Source organism: Pseudoalteromonas sp. ABV4_021, from assembly GCF_056159365.1.
In genome coordinates this window covers 963,484-982,123 of the sequence record NZ_JBSWVB010000002.1, presented here as the reverse complement: position 1 = coordinate 982,123, position 18,640 = coordinate 963,484, and the positions used below count along the sequence as shown (strand labels likewise).

Sequence of the window (18,640 nt, the reverse complement as noted above, 5' to 3'; positions counted from 1 at the left end):
GCTGCGTTAAACTTTAAAGATACTAATATCGTTATTAAGCTTGCCCGATAACTCCGACAGTGTACGGCCAGTTTGCGCCATATCAGATGCACTAATTGTGACGCTGCGAATGCTATCGCTAAACTCGTTAATATTTTGCGAAATTTCAGCGGCAACCGTAGTTTGTTCTTCAGTTGAGGTAGAAACCACGATATTCATATCGGCAATTTCGGTAATTGCTTCAGCAATAGATTGAATTGAACTAGCAGATGCCGCGGCAATTTCAACACTGTGGCTCGCTTTACCTGAGGCATCTTCCATGCTTGAAACTGCGCGTTGAGATGCATCTTGTAAGGCGATGATCATAGAGCTAATTTGCTCTGTGGCTTTTTGCGTATTGTGAGCAAGCTGGCGTACTTCGTCGGCAACCACCGCAAAACCGCGGCCTGATTCACCAGCGCGCGCTGCTTCAATTGCCGCATTAAGTGCAAGCAAATTAGTTTGTTCTGCTACATTTTGAATAATTTGCACCACTGAGTTGATTTCATTGCTTTTTTCACTTAATAAATCAATGTCTTCTTTGGTGTGACGAATCACTTCGTTTAACTGGTTAATCGAATCAATGTTCTCTTGAACTTTTGCTAGTCCGTGTTTAGCGGTGTCGTCAGATTCGTTGGCTTTGTGTGATGTAGTTACCGCATTGGATGCAACCTCGCCAATAGCTGCGCTCATTTCGGTAATGGCGGTGGCAATCATGGTGGTTTGGTGTTCTTGTTGCTCTGTGGTTGCCGCTACTTGGCTACTACTACGCGACATTTGCTCTGATTCATTACTAAGGGTGTTAACCGCATTTAAAAGCTCTTCAATCAGTGATTTAAAATGGTTGAGCATAGTATTAATGCTTACCGCCGTGCGAGAAAATTCATCATTGCCGTATTCTGAAACACGTAACGTTAGGTCGGTATTATTGGCAATATTAGCCATAGTAGAACCAATTGCTCTTAATGGGGTAATAATTGATTTATAAATGAATAGCGCCATTACGATGGTGGCAATAAGCAGTAAAACACAAGCAATGATAAAACTCAGTTGCGTAGATTCGTAGTTTTCTGTTGCATCATTGGTAAATTGCTGTGATGTGTTTAGCTGTAAGTCGATAAGGTCATTTAAACTGGTACTAAAAGGGTCAAATACATCGTACATCTCTTTTACAAACATTTCAGGAGAGCTGGCTAGAGGTTGTTCCATTACAATCTGGTTTTGGTACCAATTTACTTTTTGTTTTACTTTGTTAAATAGGGATTCACTTACACCAATCAGTCGTTTTTCTTCGCTGGTAAGCTCGGTATTTAAGTAAGCCTGCCAGTTTTGATTAGCGACGTTTTCAGCGCTTTCAATAGCTGCGAGTAATTGGCTTTTAGAAAGTAATTTTGCGTTGTATTTATGCAGGTTATCAACAATGCTCACGGCGTAATTGTCAGACACCACTTTTATTTGTTTTAAGGGGACGACACGGTCGTTGTTGATACTTTGAATTCCCATCACTAGTGACTTAGTCATCATCAGCGATATGATGGCAAGGCCAATAAAAGCAACAATGGGAACGGTTATTAGAATGGTAAGTCTAGTTTTAACACTGACGGTATTGAGCATAGTAATTACCTTATAGGCTTATTAAATTAATCTGAGCGAGTCAGATTAACGGCTTTAACATATACCCTTCGACTTTACTGTTTTGTTGAAATGGTCCTCCCTATCCAATGTGAAAAACAAAACAAGCCTTAAACCAGTTTTAAGTATGGTTTATTGTTGAGAAAAGTACATTGTTGAATTCACTAAAAATTCATTTTAAGTTTATTTTATTTCATCTTGATTAAGGAATTTCTATAAATCAAAGGGTTATTGATTCTGATCAAATTATGCTCGCACTTATTTCTGGGTTCGGTATTTTAGTTTTTACAATGAAGGGGGGAGTGTTTGAAATGTAAACGATTTTATTTTTGCAGCACAATTAATGAATGCGCTGATAGTACTAAAGTTATACGAGCTAATTGCTGCAATATGACTTAGTCTAGTGTTACGCATATAAATAAAAACGAAAATAATGCTTACAATTTGGTCAGTTAGTGCAATTGCATTTGTTTATTTAGCACTGTTATTTGCGATTGCTTATGTTAGTGAAAAGTATAAGTTCCAGTCATTTAAGTCCATGGTTTATGGGCTAACATTAGCGGTTTACTGTACCTCTTGGTCGTTTTATGGCACCACAGCGCAAGCGGCAAATAATGGCTGGTGGCTAGCACCAACTTATGTAGGCAGTTTGCTTTTGTTTATTTTTGGTTGGCAAGTGTATTTAAAAATCAGTGATATATGCCAAACACACAAAATTACCTCGATTTCCGATTTTATTGCCACACGCTACGGGCAATCTAGCTCACTGGCGAGCTTAATTACCACTATTTCAGTGTTTGCCATTATTCCTTATATTTCGCTGCAGTTAAGTGCCATAAGCCAAAGTACCCAATTAATTGCTGGCAGCGCTGAAACACATTCAATTTGGCACGATGGAACGTTTTATATAACGCTAGTCTTAGCGATTTTTGCGATGTTATTTGGCGCTAATAAACTGCGCCCTAATGCGCATAACTTAGGCCTGATGAATTCCATTGCGTTTGAATCATTAGTTAAGCTGTTCGCGTTTTTAGCGATTGGTTTGTATGTGTGTTTTGAACTATTTGAGAGCCCAGAAGCGCTGTTGCAGAGCGCAAAATCTGCAGGGTTAGAACAACAAGTAGCAGATCATGGTAGTGCTAATTATGTTTACATAAGCCATATGATTTTAGGCGTATTGGCAATGCTCTGCTTACCGCGTCAATTCCACGTGAGTTTTGTTGAACGCGACGATAAAACTGACATTAAAAAAGCACGCTGGATATTTCCGATATATTTGCTTTTGCTAAATATTTGTACACTGCCCATTGGGTATGCTGGGCTTTTGCTACTCGAGCCACAAAGTGTTGCGTCAGATACCTTTGTGCTGGCGTTGCCGCTTGCATTTGAAAATCAAACTTTGGCAATGGTTGCGTATTTAGGTGGCTTTTCAGCTGCAATCAGTATGGTGATTTTAGCGGCCATTGTGCTCTCAGTAATGATAACAAATGACATAATTAACCCATTACTGTTAACTAAAAATAAAGAGGAAAGTGCCGCGGCAGGGCTTTCACCCACAGGAATTTTACGTGCGCGAAAAGCGGTTATTCTGATGGTGCTTATTGCCAGTTATTTTTGCCATAAGTTACTCAGTGGTACTAATAGTTTGGCAAATGTGGGGCTAATGTCGTTTACTTTGGTTGCACAGTTTGCGCCTGCGTTATTGCTAGGGCTAGTATGGCGGGGGGCATCGCGTAAGGCTGCAAAATACGCCATTTTAACGGGCTTTGCTGTATGGGTTTATGGCTTATTTTTACCCTCAGTCGCTACTAGTTTAAATTGGCAAAGCGCGTGGTTAGTGTCTGGCCCGTTAGGATTAAACTTTCTTGCGCCTGCGGATTTTTTAGGGCTTGGTCTTGATAGCATTTCGCAAACTTTATTGTTATCACTCACCTTTAATACCTTAGTATTTGTTTATATTTCATTAAAGCGCGGCGCGGAAGTGGCGGAGCAGCTGCAAGCTGAAAAATTTGTATTCTCGGTAGAGCAACAACATGCCAACAATACTAAACATCAGCTAAGCGTTGATGAATTGAGCCGTCTACTACTGCGTTTTGTAGATGGCGTGACCGGTACGCAAATTATTCAGCAGTATTTTCCGTTAATCTCAAGCGATTGGCAAAAACCCGCTAGCATGGAGTTAGAATCTTTGGTTGCTAGAGAAATGGCTGCGGTGATTGGCGGCTCGTCAGCAAATTTGGTGCTTACGGCTGCGAAAAATAAACACGGGCAGCTAAGCGAAGTGGCAACCATCGTGGATGAAGCTAGCCAAGTACTTAAATTTAATCGCGATTTACTGCAATCGACAATTGAAAATGTTAACCAAGGCATTAGTGTGGTAGATGGCGATTTAAATTTAGTAGCGTGGAATAGCGTATACCAAACCATGTTTAATTACCCTGAAAACGCGCTGTATATCGGCCGCCCCATTGCCGATATTATTCGTTTTAATGCCGAACGCGGGTTATTTAAAGCAAGCGACATTGAAAGCGAAATAGCTAAACGTTTAGCGTTTTTAAAAACCGGCAGTGCCTATAAATACCAACGCGCTCACCAAAATGGCCGAGTATTTGAAATGCAAGGCAATCCACTGCCAAGTGGCGGCTTTGTAACTACTTTTAGCGATGTAACTGAGTTTGTGAAGACTCAGGACGCGCTTAAAGAAGCCAATACTAACCTTGAGCAAAAGGTTAACGAGCGCACACACGCATTAACGCAGGCCAATTTAGAATTAGCGCAAGCAACTGAGAGTAAAACCCGTTTTTTTGCCGCGGCGAGCCATGATTTATTGCAGCCTTTTAATGCTGCCAGCTTATTTTGTTCAGTAATGGAAGAAAAGTCGCAAGGCTCAGAATATGCGGAGCTTGCAAGCAATATTAAAAACTCCCTTACTTCGGCAGAAGACTTACTGAGCAGCATTTTAGAGCTAACCAAACTTGAATCGGGTAGTTTAAAAATTGAAAAAAGTGAATTCTCGATTACCAAACTGCTCACGCCTCTTAGCGCTGAATTCTCTGCCCTCGCGTATGAAAAAGGCCTTGTTTTTACATCGCAATTTGATGACGTGACTGTCAGTTCTGATCGTACTTTACTGCGCCGCGTAGTGCAGAATTTGTTAAGCAATGCGGTGCGCTATACCCAATCAGGTGAGGTGTCACTTTGCGCTGAAAAAGTAGGCAAGCACCTAAAGTTATCAGTCAAAGACACAGGCCCAGGTATTGCAGTCGAGGATCAAACTCTGATATTCCAAGAATTTAAACAACTTGATGGACATGATAAAGCGCAAGGACTTGGCCTTGGCTTAGCCATTACAAAGCGTATTTCTGATGCGCTTAATCTAGACTTAACTTTACGGTCAAATATAGGTAGCGGCGCGCAGTTTTCTATATCTTTGCCACTTGTCGTAGAAAATAAAAATCGACAAGAGTTTACTCCAACACCTGTAAATACTGAGCAAGCAGCGAGTTTTGTTGGCTTAACCGTGTGGCTGATTGATAACGATGAAACGGTGTTACAAGCCTTAGCCAAGCGGTTACAAACCTGGGGCTGTAATGTGCAAACGGTAACCAATAAAGTTCAGTTAACGGCACTTAAAGAGACAAAAGTACTGCCTATGTTGATCATTGCCGATTATCACCTTGATGACGGTGTAACAGGGGTGGAATTACTGCACGAATGCGGTTTGAACCATCTGCCTTGTATTATAAATACCGCCGAGCATGACGAGTCGGTGCGAGAGCTTATAACCGATGCGGGATATCCGCTACTTTATAAACCAGTTAAAGCACCCGCGTTAAAGCGTTTAATTAAAAAGCTATGTGCTTAAAAGGGCAGTGGTTTGGTTAAAAGGCTAATATTACTTATGGTCAATTAACTCTAAACCTTAGAGATTCTATTTGCTCAAAAACTACAGCTGTCGTAACCTAAGTAAAGGTGTTGATATTTTAATCAGAACTGTAGTAGATATAATTTAAAATATTTTGTTAGATTCTGCTCTACTCAATTGGCTGTATTTATGACGAAACCTGTAACCCAGTTTATTGCGCGACAAGCCATTCTCGATGCGAACAAGCAAATATTTGCTTATGAGTTGTTGTATCGAGATTCAGACAATAATGCCTTTCCTGTTGGTGTTACCGATGAACAAGCTACAGGACGCGTGTTTTTTAACTCGCTTATTTTAGTTGGCAAAGATAAATTGGTTGCCAATCATTGTGCATTTATAAACTTATCTGACACCACGTTACTGCAAGAAATTCCGCGACTAATCACACCTGATAATCTCGTACTTGAAATTGTTGAACGCTCGCAGAATATCGAAGAATTGCTGGAAATTGTGAAATCGCTCAGAAAACAGCACTATAAATTTGCCCTTGATGACTATGACAAAGACCCAAGATGGGAGCCTTTGTTGCCGCATATGTCTTACGTTAAATTAGAGCTAGAACAACCAATTATAAAAACCACTACCTTAGTTAAAAAGCTCAAGCGTTTATACCCAAAACTTAAAATTGTTGTTGAAAGAATCGAAACCTACGACGAGTTTGAATACTTAAAAGGCGCGGGCGTTGATTTGTTTCAAGGCTATTTTTTTGCTAAACCCGAAATGCTAACCCATGGCAATGTTGAGCCATCAAAACTGGTGGTGTTTGATTTATTAAAATCGACAACTCAACCAAATCTCAATTTCAAAGAAATCGAAAGTAAGATTGCAAAAGACTTAAGCCTCACTGCACGCGTGTTAAAACTTGTTAATGCTCGTTCAGGCCTTGATAAACAAGAAATGAAGTCAATTTCGCAGGCTGTGGTGTATTTGGGAGAAGACACACTAAGGCAATTTATTCGCGTGTTAGCGCTCAGTGATTTGGGTGTTGATAAGCCCTCAGAATTGACCAAATTTGGCTTAATGCGAGCAAGGTTTATGTCGCTATTTCTAGCGCCGGGCGGTAAAGGCATGGCCGAAGAAGGGTACCTGATTGGTTTAATGTCTATTTTAGGCGCTGTATTAGATATGGATCTTAATACTGTTATTAGCGAATTTTCATTAGACAGCAATTCAAGCGGAGCGCTTTTAAACTATGAAGGGTTGTTAGGTGGTGCATTAAAAATCGCAATGGCGATTGAAGAAAATAATTGGCAAACAGCGGAATCCATTTTAGCTGAGGTAAGACCTGCAACCCCCATTTCGAGTATTTTTGAATTGGCAGAGCAAAGCCGCACCTACGCGGATGATGTGTTTGCAGTTGTTTCGGGATAAAGGTTCAATAAAACCACTAGAGAATAATAGATCAAATAACTTCGCTTATGCCCAGAAAAACTACACATAGGGAAAAATATCGCGAACAAAATATTCTACGAGGACTTCTAACTTAGTTCACTTAAAAAAGAAAAGTCAGTCTTTATACAGCTTTAACCAACAGCGGACCTTCAAGCTAAACTCGTTTCTGCCCCAAAATGTGTTTAAGCCAATGCTTAAAAAGAGCGAATAACGGACGTTTAGATTTTTAAAACCCTTACTTTTCAGCCTCTGAATTTAAACCTTTCCCCCATATTCAAGAAAATGCGCAAATTGCGCATTTTTATCTTTCTCAAAAATTAACCACATGTATTTTTAATAATACTGGCAACTAGTTATCAACTTTGTTAAAACTAAAGCATTCAGAAAAGTGCGCGATTGCAAATCAGAAATATGCGCAATTTGCGCACTATTAGATTGTTATGAGTCTAGGGGTTTTTACTCGTGGAATACATTGATGTGGCTTGGTTTCACGATGATTCAGAATATCCAGTTAGACTTGTATCTGAACTGGATAGCACCAGATTTGAAACTAGGAAGCTTGAATTCTTTGTCGATGGCCGCGTAACTTATGCTGACCGCGAGTATTGTAGTGGTAGTACTGAGTTAGGCGTAGTTGAGGTGCCTAGCCTCGACGTCATTAATTTGGAATCCGAATTTCAGGGCAGGGAAATTTCACGCGATGAGTTTGAAGCTCTTTGGGGAAAATATCTTCCTCGCTGCAACTCATAACAAGTCCGCCCAGGCGACAGCATGAGCTGTCATAATTTTTGTAGAACAATAAAAATTCCGCCAGCTGCAAGCTGCGCATGGCGGAAGCGTTATGTACCTAGGATGGTATTGTGAAATTTTTAGTCTTTGCATTAATATTTTTCTTATCTTTATCAGTTACGGCTAAAGAGGGTGATTGGACTCTTCGTGCAGAAATGGAGACTATGAGAACCACTGATCGTATTTGGTTAAATAATCAAGGCGAATTTTATTGGGCTACTTCATTCTTTTCAAATGCAATGCCTTGTAAAACAAATCTTGAGAAAATTGAAATTGCCGAGTTATCACAATTGATTCAAAGTTTACCTTCTGCCCCATATGAAAGAGAATTCAACAACCAATGTAAGGATGGACTTCGTTTTTTTATTCTCGCATCTACCGAACTAGCAGATGGAACTTTCTTTGAAGTTGGTAAAAAATTTCCTAATTCTAAACAATGTAGAAAACTCACTGTTGATAAATCATGGGATGATTTGAGTTTAAAATTATACAAGTTAACCCAGAGTAAATTTAAGAGTTGCAGGGAAGCAGCGTGGAAATAGGCACATAACAAGCCGTTGCAGTGCGGGACTTTTAACAGTTGGCTTTTCCTCACTGCGTTCGATATTTTAGCCAACAATTAAAAGCCCCTGAACGGGGCGTTAGCAGCCATGGAAGAATCGATTAAAGACCAAATTATAAATGCGTTCCCAATATCAACTATACCCAAAGGGAAATTGAGTACTGATACTTATGATGATGAAAATACTCATGAATACTTTTCAGGGACTAAGTGGAATGAGCATGAGATCCACAGACTAAGAGAACACTACTCTGCTATTTCTTTTTTTACTTTTGAAGCGTTTAGGTATTACATTCCTGCTTATATGATTGCGGAATTAGATGATCCAGATCTAGCTGACATAATCGCTGAATCTGTAGCTTCAAGAATTGTTGGGCTATCTAACTTTGAATTTAAAGAGATCGGTTTTAGCTCAGAGCAATTAATGGCTATGCTCGCATTTTTTCAATATTGCTCAAAATTATATGATGACGAATACTTTTATGACTTTAGCAAAGTAGCTCATAAAATTAATCTAGTTTTAAATGGCAGCTAACAAGAGAATTAATCGTGATTCGCGTTAGTTTGGCATTTTTAGTTGCAAACAACGCAATAAAATTGCCAAACTACGCTCACACATTATTCAGGCGTTACGAATGTCAGTTGTTGGCACTGAACCGTCCTTTAACTCAGGTGTATTTCCCGTTTTAATCAAACCCGAGTATCAGATTTAAATAGATAATGTGAGACAGGAAGCGGAGCGAGTCGCGCAAGCCATACTGAGATAAGGACATCGATTTATGGCGTTTATCTTTAAATTAAAATCTGATTTGAGGAAATCGTTTGATTTTTACGGTCGCCTTTCTTTTGGTTACTTTATCTTTGGCGATGTGTGATCAATCAGTCAATGCAACACACTCTTTAAATTTGTCTAACGGTGTACAAAATCCAAGAGTTTTTCTCGGTCGACTATTAAGTGCTTGTGCTACATCATCTAATTCCTCCTGAGAATATATTGATAAATTTGTACCCTTCGGGAAGTATTGTCTTAACAATCTATTAGTATTCTCATTTGAGCCTCGTTGCCAAGGACTTTGAGGATCGCAAAAGTACACATCAATATTTGTTTGTTCTGAAAACGTTTTATGACCTTTGAGCTCTGTACCTCGATCCCAAGTCAACGATTTATATAAACTACTAGGTAATTTTTGAGCATGCTTTATTAGTTGAGGAATGACATTATGCGTGCTTTTATTTTTTACTTTAACAAGACATACATACCTAGTTTGCCTTTCAACTAATGTTGCTATATAGCTTTTTTGACTACCTTCAATAAGGTCACCTTCCCAATGACCTGGTATAGCCCTATCTTCAATCGAAGCGGGGCGTTCACTAATTGAAATTAGCTCTTGAATATGACCTCTTTGGTTTTTTTCTTTAGTTCTAGCTCCTCTTATTCTTGGCTTGGAGCGAAGGCATTTAAGTAACTCTTTTTTCAATACTCCCCTAGTTTGGATATATAAGCTTTTATAGATTGTTTCGTGAGACACGTGCCAACTCTTATCATTTGGGTATTGTAACTTTAGCCAACCAGCTATTTGTTCAGGTGACCACAAATTTTTTAACTTATCAGCTATTAATAATGCGAGTTCTTGATTTAATTTTAGTTTACAAAGTTTAGGTCTTTTAGCACGTTTCCAAGCTTTATCGTCAGCGGCACAAGCCCTGTATTTATGAATACCGCCGTTACGTGATACTTCTCTACTTATAGACGAAGGCGCTCGTTTGAGTTCTTTAGCAATTACCCTAAAAGACTTATTTTGAGCTATACCTCGTGATATTTCTTCTCGTTCATTTAAAGACAGATGATTCTTAGAGCGTTTTCGTTTAAACCGTTTTACACCACCATATTTAGATAAAACATGATAAATTGAAGGCGCTTTGCGTCCCAATATATTGCCGATAGCACTCAAAGATTCACCAGACTTCCATCTTCGCCAAACTTCATCTTTTTCTTTATCGGTAAAACGAACAGCTGAACTATTACTCATTAACAGGCTCCACTTTTATGAATAAATAAAGTGTTGCACTGATTAATTGAATCTACAGAAGCAAAGAAAAGTGACATGACCCCATGGAGGGGGTTATAAAAATACATGGAAGTAAGTATTTTGGTGTTATTTGAATTTTTCCGCTAATGGCGCACAACTGTTCTTCAGCTCTAACACTCTTATATCCAAAAAAGAGCTAGACCGACCGTTAGTTTCTCACTCAGTAGCCATAATGAAAGTTCTTGCTAAGAATCATTCCTGCTTTTATCAACTCCGAAAATCACGCAAAGCCTTCAGCTGATTTAGTATCTACTTGGCTGAGTTGATTAAATAAAATGCCGGCTTGGGTGCGGTTGTTTAGGCCAAGTTTACGTAAAATGGCGGATACATGTTGTTTTACTGTGGTTTCTTGCACTGACATTTCGTAGGCAATTTGTTTGTTTAACAGGCCGTCGGCAATCATTGCCAGCACTTTGTATTGCTGTGGTGTGAGCTTTTCTAAGTTTTGTGCAAATTCGGTTTGTTCGTTGTCGATTGGGTGCGCTTCGAGATCGAGGTTTTCAGGTAGCCACGTATCGCCATCAATCACCACTTCAATGGCTTTGCCAATATTGCTCAGCGAGGTCGATTTTGGAATGTAGGCGCAGGCACCAGCTTCCATGGCGTGGTTGATGATTTTGGCGTCTTCCGTTGCCGATACCATAATCACTAAAATATCAGGGTATTGGTTGCGAATTTGCGTGAGCCCCTGCAGGCCTTTGGCGCCTGGAATATTTAAATCGAGGAAAATCAGTTCGGTTTCAGGGTGAGTTTCCAGCAAAGAAAACAAGCTCGCTAAATCATAACACTCTTGAATATTGTCTTTTTCGAGATAGTTTGCCGCCGCTTGGCTTAAAGCGCTGCGAAATAGCGGGTGATCGTCTGCGATAATGGCTTTCACTTGCGTTGTCATCCAATTAACTCCAATTCTTCCTGTTATAAGGTATTCGAAATACGGTTACAAGCATTTCCCCAAAGCTGGGTCACCGCACTATGCTGTGGTGACCCAAGGGGGAGTGTTAATTAAAAGCGGTAATTAACGGTGAGCGTAACGGTACGCGGGTCGCCGTAATAACCAATTAAGGTATTGTCACCACCTAACCCCGGCGTATATTTGCTTGTATCCGTTGGGTCTGTAGGATCAGGGGTGACAAATTGATAACCGCCAACAAGGTATTCTTCGTCGGTGAGGTTTTTACCCGTTAGTGATGCGCTCCAGTGACCGTCATTCGAGTACCAAGTAACACCTAAGTTCACTAAACCATAGGCATCTTGCGAAAGTAGGCTAGCTTCTTCAAACAACACGTAATCGCCGCGGTGGTAGTAATTACCATTCACTACAAAATCACCAATTGTTGATTCAATCGAATAATCAAAACCTAAGTTAAAGGTTAAATCTGGCGTATTGGCGATATCGAAAAATTCTGATTTATCAAATTCTTCACCTGTTTCCGGGTTGGTGTCGATCACTTCAGTAAACTCTGCATCGATGTAACCTAGCGAGGCATTAAAATTCAGGTTTTCAGTAGCAACATAGGTCAATTCTGCTTCAATACCTTGCGACTCTGAACGGCCAATATTCCCTAGGCGCTGATTGAGGTCCGCCGAGGTTTCACCCGGTAAAATCGAGATATACTGGCGGTCTTTATGCAGTAATGAGAATAAGGTGATATTAGCGCGCAGGTTATTGTTCCACTCGCTTTTCATACCGAGTTCAAATGAGTCTACAATCTCTGGGTTGGCAGCTGGTTCTGCAGTGGTTGCACGTGGATTATAAGTACCCGACTTAAATCCTTGTGCGTAACTTGCAAAGAACATCATGTCATCTGAATATTGATATTCCACACCAACACGTGGCGTAAAGCGCGACCAGTCTTCGTTATCGTTCAGTACTTCAGGTACTAATTCGCCTTCAGGGCGAACATAACCTGGGATCCAGCCCGAATACGGATAAACCGTTTCATAAACTAAACCGTTGCTAACATTGGCCTCCTTTTCATCTTGGGTGTAACGGGCACCAAGGGTTGCCGACCACTGTTGGTTAAAATAGTAGCTGCCTTGAATATACGCGGCTTTACTTGATGAGTTATTACAACCCGATACTTCACGGGTTAAGCTTGGCAATGAAATCGCATTGCCTAGTACTTCTAAAATGGCTTCAAACTGGCCGCATGATTCGCCATCGTAGTAATACAGGCCCGACACCAATTTGTAGTTTTCACCAGCATGGTTTAGTTGTAACTCATGGCTGGTTTGATTGTCGTCATACACCGCGGGCACATCAAAAATGCGAAGTGGTGTATTATCAAAGTCGATATTAGTTGGCGAATAGCTTTCACGCTTCGATGCGACGTATTTAACACTGGTGGCGTCTGTTAAATCCCAGTTGGCAAGTAGACTGTAGCCTTCAAGTTCCACTTTGTTCCATGTTGGTAAGCTGGTGTAGGAGTCATATACGCTATTTGGAACGGGTGCATCTGTTAATAAACTTGGTAGTAAACGGTAGCCGCCTTTGGCATTTGACGTATCGTCGGTTTTATCCCAACTTAAGCGGAAGAATAAATCCTCATTGGCATGCCATTCGAGCGTAACACGAGCTGCTTCGACTTCTTTGTTGTAGTTTTCGCTATCTTGATTTGGTAAGTCTGATTGTAAATATTCACCAAAGCCATCGCGATTTAAGTTGGCATAACCTACGCCTACATAAAGAGTGTCTTGAATAAGAGGGTATTGGCCTGTGAGTTTAATATCGCGCTGGTTATAGCTCCCTACGCTTGCCGATACGTTAAATGTTGGGTCGCCTGACATTTCTTTAGTTACGTATTTTATTGCACCACCTATGGTATTTTTACCGTAAAGTGTGCCTTGTGGGCCGCGAAGTACTTCAACACGTTCAACATCAAGTAAATCGAGCACGGCACCTTGCGGGCGCGCTAAATACACATCATCAATATAAATACCGACACCTGGCTCGTAGCCCCAAAGCGGGTCTTGCTGGCCTACGCCGCGAATAAACGCCGTGATAGTAGAGTTTGTGCCACGGCTGCGTTGTAGCGTAGTGTTCGGTGAGAATTGTTGTACTTCAATAAGCTCGGCAATGCCTTTTTCGGCAAGCTCGGTTGAACCTATCGAGGTTACTGAAACTGGTACTTGTTGTAAATTTTCAACGGTTTTACGGGCAGTTACTTGAATGCGTTCAAGCTCTGCCTTTTTCTCGCCGTTTTCCTGTTGATTTGCAAATGTAGGGGTTGCTAATGCCAGTAATACAGCACCACTTACTGCAGACAGTGAGCGCAGGCAAGCGTGTTTGCTGCTGTTGATATTTGCCTTGGTCATAATGTTGTTCCTATCTTTATTGTTATACGTTACATCGCACAGCCAAGTCAGTTACCAATCTAGTGGGTAATCTTTTAAATTGCTTTAGTACTATAGTGCTATCCACTGTTAATTTATTGTTTTTAAATAATAAATCGTTCACGTATAACTATAGTGCTATTGTTTAAATCGCCACCGTTAGCCACATTAATACTCAGCAGTAATTTGACGCACTAGCAGCCAAGTCACCCTTGTTAGTGATTCAAATAGGAATATTTTATGTTAAGTATGCTTGGCCTGATTGGTGGTCTAGTGCTTTTGATTGTGTTAACGCTGCGCGGTATGAATTTATTCATTGCCGCACCAGCATGTGCATTGATTGTGGCGCTCACTAGTAATTTGGCGATTTTTCCAAGCGCTGGCGCTGATAATTTTATTCAAGGCTATATGAATGGCTTTGCTAATTTTGTCAGTGCATGGTTTTTTATGTTTTTGCTGGGCAGTTTGTTTGGCAAATTTATGGAAGACACCGGCGCTGCCGACAGTGTAGCTCGCTATATTGTTGATAAACTTGGTATGAAACACGCGGTACTGGCAATAGTGATTGCGTGTGCGGTATTAACCTACGGTGGTGTTAGCGTGTTTATTGTGGCGTTTTCGGTTTACCCGATGGCGTTATCGTTGTTTAAAGATGCCAATTTACCGCGCCGTTTTATACCGGCCACGCTGGCGTTTGGCTCGGTTACTTTTACCATGACATCAGCTGGTTCGCCTGAAATTCAAAACTGGATCCCGATTAAGTATTTAGGCACTTCGCCATATGCTGCATGGGAGGTAAGTTTGGTTGTGGCTATTTTTATGGCGTGTTTTGGCTACTGGTGGCTGAAAAAAATGATTGGTAAAGCGGTTGCCAATGGCGAGCAATTTGTCGCACGCGAGGATGACCCTGAAATTCCTGAGCGTGATTATCCACATCCAATTACAGGGCTTATTCCACTACTCGTGGTGTTAGCACTCTCGTTCACCTTGCATGACAGCTTGCAGCAAGCAGCACTGATTGTGGCGTTATTGGGTGGGGTATTATCGATAGTGGTGATTAACTTTAAACACTTTCACAATATCGCCAAAGCCACCACCGAAGGTACCAATGGTGCACTCATTGCGATTGGTAACACTGCGGCAGTGGTGGGGTTTGGTGCAATTGCGAAATCATCAGACGCATTTACCGTCGCGGTTGACTTAATGACGCAAATTCCGGGCAACGAGTTAATTGGTGCAGCGGTAGCGGTAAGTGTGATTGCGGGGTTAACGGGTTCTGCCTCGGGCGGGCAAGCCATTGCGCTGCCGTTAGTCGCGCCGCACTATTTAGATGCTGGGGTCAATCCAGAACAATTACACCGCGTAGTGTCAATTTCATCGGGTGCGCTCGATACCTTGCCACACAACGGTTATGTGGTAACAACCATCCGCGCAATTTGTAAAGAAACCCATCAGGCGGCATATTGGTCTATGGCGGCATTAAGTGCGGTGGTGCCGTTACTGGGTGTTGCATTGGCGTTGTGTTTGTTTATTTGGTTTTAAGGGCTGATTATGAAAATAATAAAAATGATGACTTTGGTGTTTTTGCTGGTTTGCTTTCAACTAAATGCACAAACGCTACTTGTTGAAAAACAGACGTTTACTACACAAAACTTTAAAACCTTTGGCGGTAAAAGCATTGCCGAAGTAACGGTGGGTTTTGAAAGTTACGGCACACTTAACGATAAAAAAGATAATGCCATTTTAATTACCCATTTTTTCTCGGGTAATTCACATGCCGCAGGTAAATATGCCGAAAGCGACCCACTTCCGGGGTATTGGGATGCGATTATTGGCCCTGGCAAAACCATTGATACCAATAAATATTTTGTAATTAGTGTGGATTCGCTCGCCAATGCCAATGTGCATGATGGCCGCACCATTACAACAGGGCCTGCGTCAATCAATCCTGCTACAAACAAACCGTATGGCCTTGATTTCCCAGTGGTGACCATTCGCGATTTTGTTAACGTGCAAAAGTTAGTACTTGAGAGTTTAGGTATACAAAAACTGCATGCGGTGATGGGTGCATCAATGGGGTCGTTTCAAGCGCTTGAATGGGCGGTGACTTACCCAGATTGGGTTGGCAAATTAGTCCATGTGATTGGTGCTGGCCAAATGGATGCATGGAGTGTCTCGGCGCTAGAGCACTGGGCATTGCCAATTCGCCTAGATAAAAACTGGAATAACGGTAATTACTACGACAAAGCTGCGCCTATTGACGGGTTAACTGCCACCATGCTCAATATCACTCAAGATGCGATGCACCCGAATATGTTTGCGCTTAGCTTCCCTAATTTTAAAGTGATGGATAAAGGCGCACTTAGCGATATTCGCACTCAACCTGAGGTAGTGAAAACCCTGTTAAGCCGCGCCAAGCTGCGTGCTAAAACGCAAGATGCCAACCACGTACTTTATTTAGTGCGCGCATCACAGTTGTTTGTTGCGGGCCATCAAGATGATTACTTAGCAAGCCTTAGCAAAATCAGTGCACCGAGTTTAATTATTCCTGCCAGCAAAGATTTACTGCTGCGTCCAGAGATGGGCCGTGCCCTTAATAACGCATTAAAAGAGCAGGGCAAGCAAACAGAGCTGGCAGAACTCACCGGCGATTGGGGGCATTTAGAAGGGGTATTTGCAATCTCAGCACAAAAAGAACGTATTCAAGCGTTTTTGGAGGCCAAGTAATGAAAAAACATATTTTGATTACCGGCGGAGCCAGTGGCATTGGTTTGGGTATTGCTGAAGCGCTCGCCGATAGCGAAACGCTGATCACTGTAACCGATCTTAACCAAGAGGCTGCGCTTGAGGCGGCAAAAAAACTCAGTAGCAAAGGCTATCACGCGCTCGGTGTAGCACTAAATGTGACCGATGAGGCGGCGATTATTCAGTTGCTTAGCGAGCTACCAGCACCGGTTGATGTACTAATCAATAATGCGGGTATTCAACATGTTGCGGCGCTTGAAGAGTTTCCACAAAACCAGTGGCGCTTGCTGGTGGATGTGATGCTTACCGGCACAGCATTGATGACCAAAGCGGTATTACCGAGCATGCGCGAGCGCAATTTTGGCCGCGTGATTAATATTGGCTCAATTCACAGTTTAGTGGCGTCGCGTTTTAAGTCGGCGTATGTGGCTGCCAAGCATGGTTTAGTGGGCTTTTCGAAAGTGATGGCGTTAGAAACCGCCGAGCACGATATTACCATTAACACCATTTGCCCTGCGTATGTAAAAACACCGCTAGTTGAAAAGCAAATTGCCGATCAGGCAAAAAACCATGGCATTAGCGAGCAACAAGTGATTGAGCAAATTATGCTAGCGCCAATGCCAAAAAAATCTTTTATCGATATTGCAGAAATCGCTCACACAGTTCGTTTTTTAATGGCAAAAGAGGCGTGCAATATTACCGGGCAAACCTTGGCGCTAGATGGCGGCTGGACCGCACAATAGGAGTTTAAAATGGCAGGATTTAATAAGGTAGTTTCAAGTTACAGTGAGGCAATGGCTGGGCTTGAAGATGGCATGACGGTAATTGCGGGTGGTTTTGGCTTGTGTGGTATTCCCGAAGGCTTAATAAACGAAATTAAACGCCAGCAAACCAAAGGGCTTACGGTAGTTTCAAACAACTGTGGTGTGGATGGCTTTGGTTTGGGTATTTTACTTGAAGACAAACAAATTAAAAAAATGGTGTCGTCTTATGTAGGTGAAAACGCTTTATTTGAGCAGCAACTTTTGGCAGGTGAATTGGAGGTAGAACTTACCCCACAAGGCACTTTGGCTGAAAAAATGCGTGCAGGGGGGGCGGGCATTCCCGCATTTTATACCGCAACGGGTGTGGGTACCTTAGTGGCTGAAGATAAAGAGGTTAAACAATTTAATGGCCGCGATTATTTGTTAGAGCCAAGTGTTGTTGGTGATTTTGCCATTATTAAAGCGTGGAAAGCTGACCGCTATGGCAACTGCGTTTATCGCCATACTGCTATGAACTTTAACCCCATGGCAGCTACCGCAGGCAAAATTACCGTGGTAGAAGCAGAAGAAATTGTGGAACCTGGCGAGCTTGCGCCAAGCGAAATTCATACCCCAGGTATTTATGTAAACCGCGTTATTAAAGGTGAATTTGAAAAACGCATTGAGCGCGTTGTGACACAGGAGCAAAACTAATGGCGTTAACCAGAGAACAAATTGCACAACGTGTGGCGCGTGAACTTGAAAACGGTTTTTATGTAAACCTTGGCATTGGCATTCCAACACTTGTGGCGAACTTTGTACCGGAGGGTATCGAAGTGATGCTGCAATCAGAAAATGGTTTACTCGGTATGGGTCCTTATCCAACAAAAGACCAAGTAGACGCCGATATGATAAACGCGGGTAAAGAAACCGTTACCGCAGCCACTGGCGCTGCGATTTTTAGCTCGGCAGAAAGCTTTGCGATGATCCGCGGCGGCCACGTTGATTTAACTGTGTTAGGTGCATTTGAAGTGGATCAACATGGCAATATTGCCAGCTGGATGATCCCAAAAAAATTGGTGAAGGGCATGGGCGGCGCAATGGATTTAGTGGCAGGTGCTAAAAACATTATTTGTGTAATGACCCACGCGAACAAACACGGCGAGTCTAAATTACTCAGCCATTGCAGCCTTCCGCTCACAGGGGTGAACTGCATTAATAAAATTGTCACCGATTTAGCAGTGCTTGAAGTAAAAGACGGTGCGTTCCATTTATTAGAGCGCGCACCTGGCATTAGCGTGGATGAAATCGTCAGCAAAACTCAAGGCAAGTTAGTAGTACCAGAGTGTGTGCCAGAAATGGTGTTTAGTTAAATTAATTTCCAGTTGTAGCGCAAAATAAAAGGGGAACG

The 18,640-nt window shown here is 41.8% G+C and carries 14 protein-coding genes; 10 read left to right on the top strand and 4 right to left on the bottom strand.

Annotation, left to right across the window (positions count from 1 at the left end; all coding sequences use genetic code 11):
* Positions 1–6 precede the first annotated feature (6 nt).
* Positions 7–1,632, bottom strand: coding sequence for a methyl-accepting chemotaxis protein (locus ACXAFE_RS18530; RefSeq protein WP_475156190.1), 1,626 nt, complete (start codon positions 1,630–1,632; stop codon positions 7–9).
* A 451-nt stretch (positions 1,633–2,083) separates the two neighbouring features.
* On the opposite strand from ACXAFE_RS18530, the gene ACXAFE_RS18525 reads away from it, so the two are divergent.
* From ACXAFE_RS18525 to ACXAFE_RS18505, 5 genes are all read left to right on the top strand, one after another.
* Positions 2,084–5,515, top strand: coding sequence for a PAS domain-containing hybrid sensor histidine kinase/response regulator (locus ACXAFE_RS18525; RefSeq protein WP_475156187.1), 3,432 nt, complete (start codon positions 2,084–2,086; stop codon positions 5,513–5,515).
* Between the two features lie 189 nt (positions 5,516–5,704).
* A complete protein-coding gene (locus tag ACXAFE_RS18520) occupies positions 5,705–6,946 on the top strand; it encodes an EAL and HDOD domain-containing protein (protein ID WP_475156185.1) in 1,242 nt (413 codons plus the stop codon).
* Positions 6,947–7,429: 483 nt separating this feature from the next.
* The gene (locus ACXAFE_RS18515) at positions 7,430–7,717 is read left to right on the top strand and encodes a DUF6881 domain-containing protein (protein WP_475156182.1); all 288 of its coding nucleotides are present in this window, start codon (positions 7,430–7,432) and stop codon (positions 7,715–7,717) included.
* Positions 7,718–7,827: 110 nt separating this feature from the next.
* Positions 7,828–8,298 (top strand): hypothetical protein, encoded by a 471-nt coding sequence (locus ACXAFE_RS18510; protein ID WP_475156176.1) that lies wholly within the window; start codon positions 7,828–7,830, stop codon positions 8,296–8,298.
* Positions 8,299–8,406: 108 nt separating this feature from the next.
* Positions 8,407–8,853: a DUF6714 family protein gene (locus ACXAFE_RS18505; protein WP_475156170.1), complete on the top strand. Its 447-nt coding sequence runs from the start codon at positions 8,407–8,409 to the stop codon at positions 8,851–8,853.
* Between the two features lie 340 nt (positions 8,854–9,193).
* On the opposite strand, the gene ACXAFE_RS18500 is transcribed toward ACXAFE_RS18505, so the two are convergent.
* The 3 genes from ACXAFE_RS18500 to ACXAFE_RS18490 form a co-directional block, all read right to left on the bottom strand.
* Complete coding sequence (locus tag ACXAFE_RS18500; protein WP_475146905.1) at positions 9,194–10,348, bottom strand: IS30 family transposase; 1,155 nt, start codon at positions 10,346–10,348, stop codon at positions 9,194–9,196.
* A gap of 280 nt (positions 10,349–10,628) precedes the next feature.
* On the bottom strand, positions 10,629–11,300 hold the full coding sequence (locus ACXAFE_RS18495; RefSeq protein ID WP_100914639.1) for a response regulator: 672 nt from the start codon (positions 11,298–11,300) through the stop codon (positions 10,629–10,631).
* 110 nt (positions 11,301–11,410) lie between these two features.
* A complete protein-coding gene (locus ACXAFE_RS18490; protein WP_475156167.1) occupies positions 11,411–13,723 on the bottom strand; it encodes a TonB-dependent receptor in 2,313 nt (770 codons plus the stop codon).
* Between the two features lie 258 nt (positions 13,724–13,981).
* Here ACXAFE_RS18490 and ACXAFE_RS18485 point away from each other — a divergent pair, with 258 nt between their 5' ends.
* From ACXAFE_RS18485 to ACXAFE_RS18465, 5 genes are read left to right on the top strand one after another with little or no spacing between them, the layout of a single operon-like run.
* Positions 13,982–15,283 carry a GntP family permease gene (locus tag ACXAFE_RS18485; RefSeq protein ID WP_475156164.1) on the top strand — a complete coding sequence of 434 codons (1,302 nt, stop codon included), beginning with the start codon at positions 13,982–13,984 and terminating at the stop codon, positions 15,281–15,283.
* Positions 15,284–15,292: 9 nt separating this feature from the next.
* Positions 15,293–16,468 (top strand): E22 family MetX-like putative esterase, encoded by a 1,176-nt coding sequence (locus ACXAFE_RS18480; protein ID WP_475156161.1) that lies wholly within the window; start codon positions 15,293–15,295, stop codon positions 16,466–16,468.
* The gene (locus ACXAFE_RS18475; RefSeq protein ID WP_475156160.1) at positions 16,468–17,229 is read left to right on the top strand and encodes a 3-hydroxybutyrate dehydrogenase; all 762 of its coding nucleotides are present in this window, start codon (positions 16,468–16,470) and stop codon (positions 17,227–17,229) included. The genes ACXAFE_RS18480 and ACXAFE_RS18475 overlap by 1 nt, the downstream gene beginning before the upstream one ends.
* Positions 17,230–17,238: 9 nt before the next feature.
* Positions 17,239–17,943, top strand: a complete 705-nt coding sequence (locus ACXAFE_RS18470) for a CoA transferase subunit A (RefSeq protein WP_475156156.1) — start codon at positions 17,239–17,241, stop codon at positions 17,941–17,943.
* Positions 17,943–18,602 (top strand): CoA transferase subunit B, encoded by a 660-nt coding sequence (locus ACXAFE_RS18465; RefSeq protein ID WP_475156154.1) that lies wholly within the window; start codon positions 17,943–17,945, stop codon positions 18,600–18,602. Before ACXAFE_RS18470 ends, ACXAFE_RS18465 begins: the two co-directional genes overlap by 1 nt.
* The last annotated feature ends 38 nt before the right edge of the window (positions 18,603–18,640 follow it).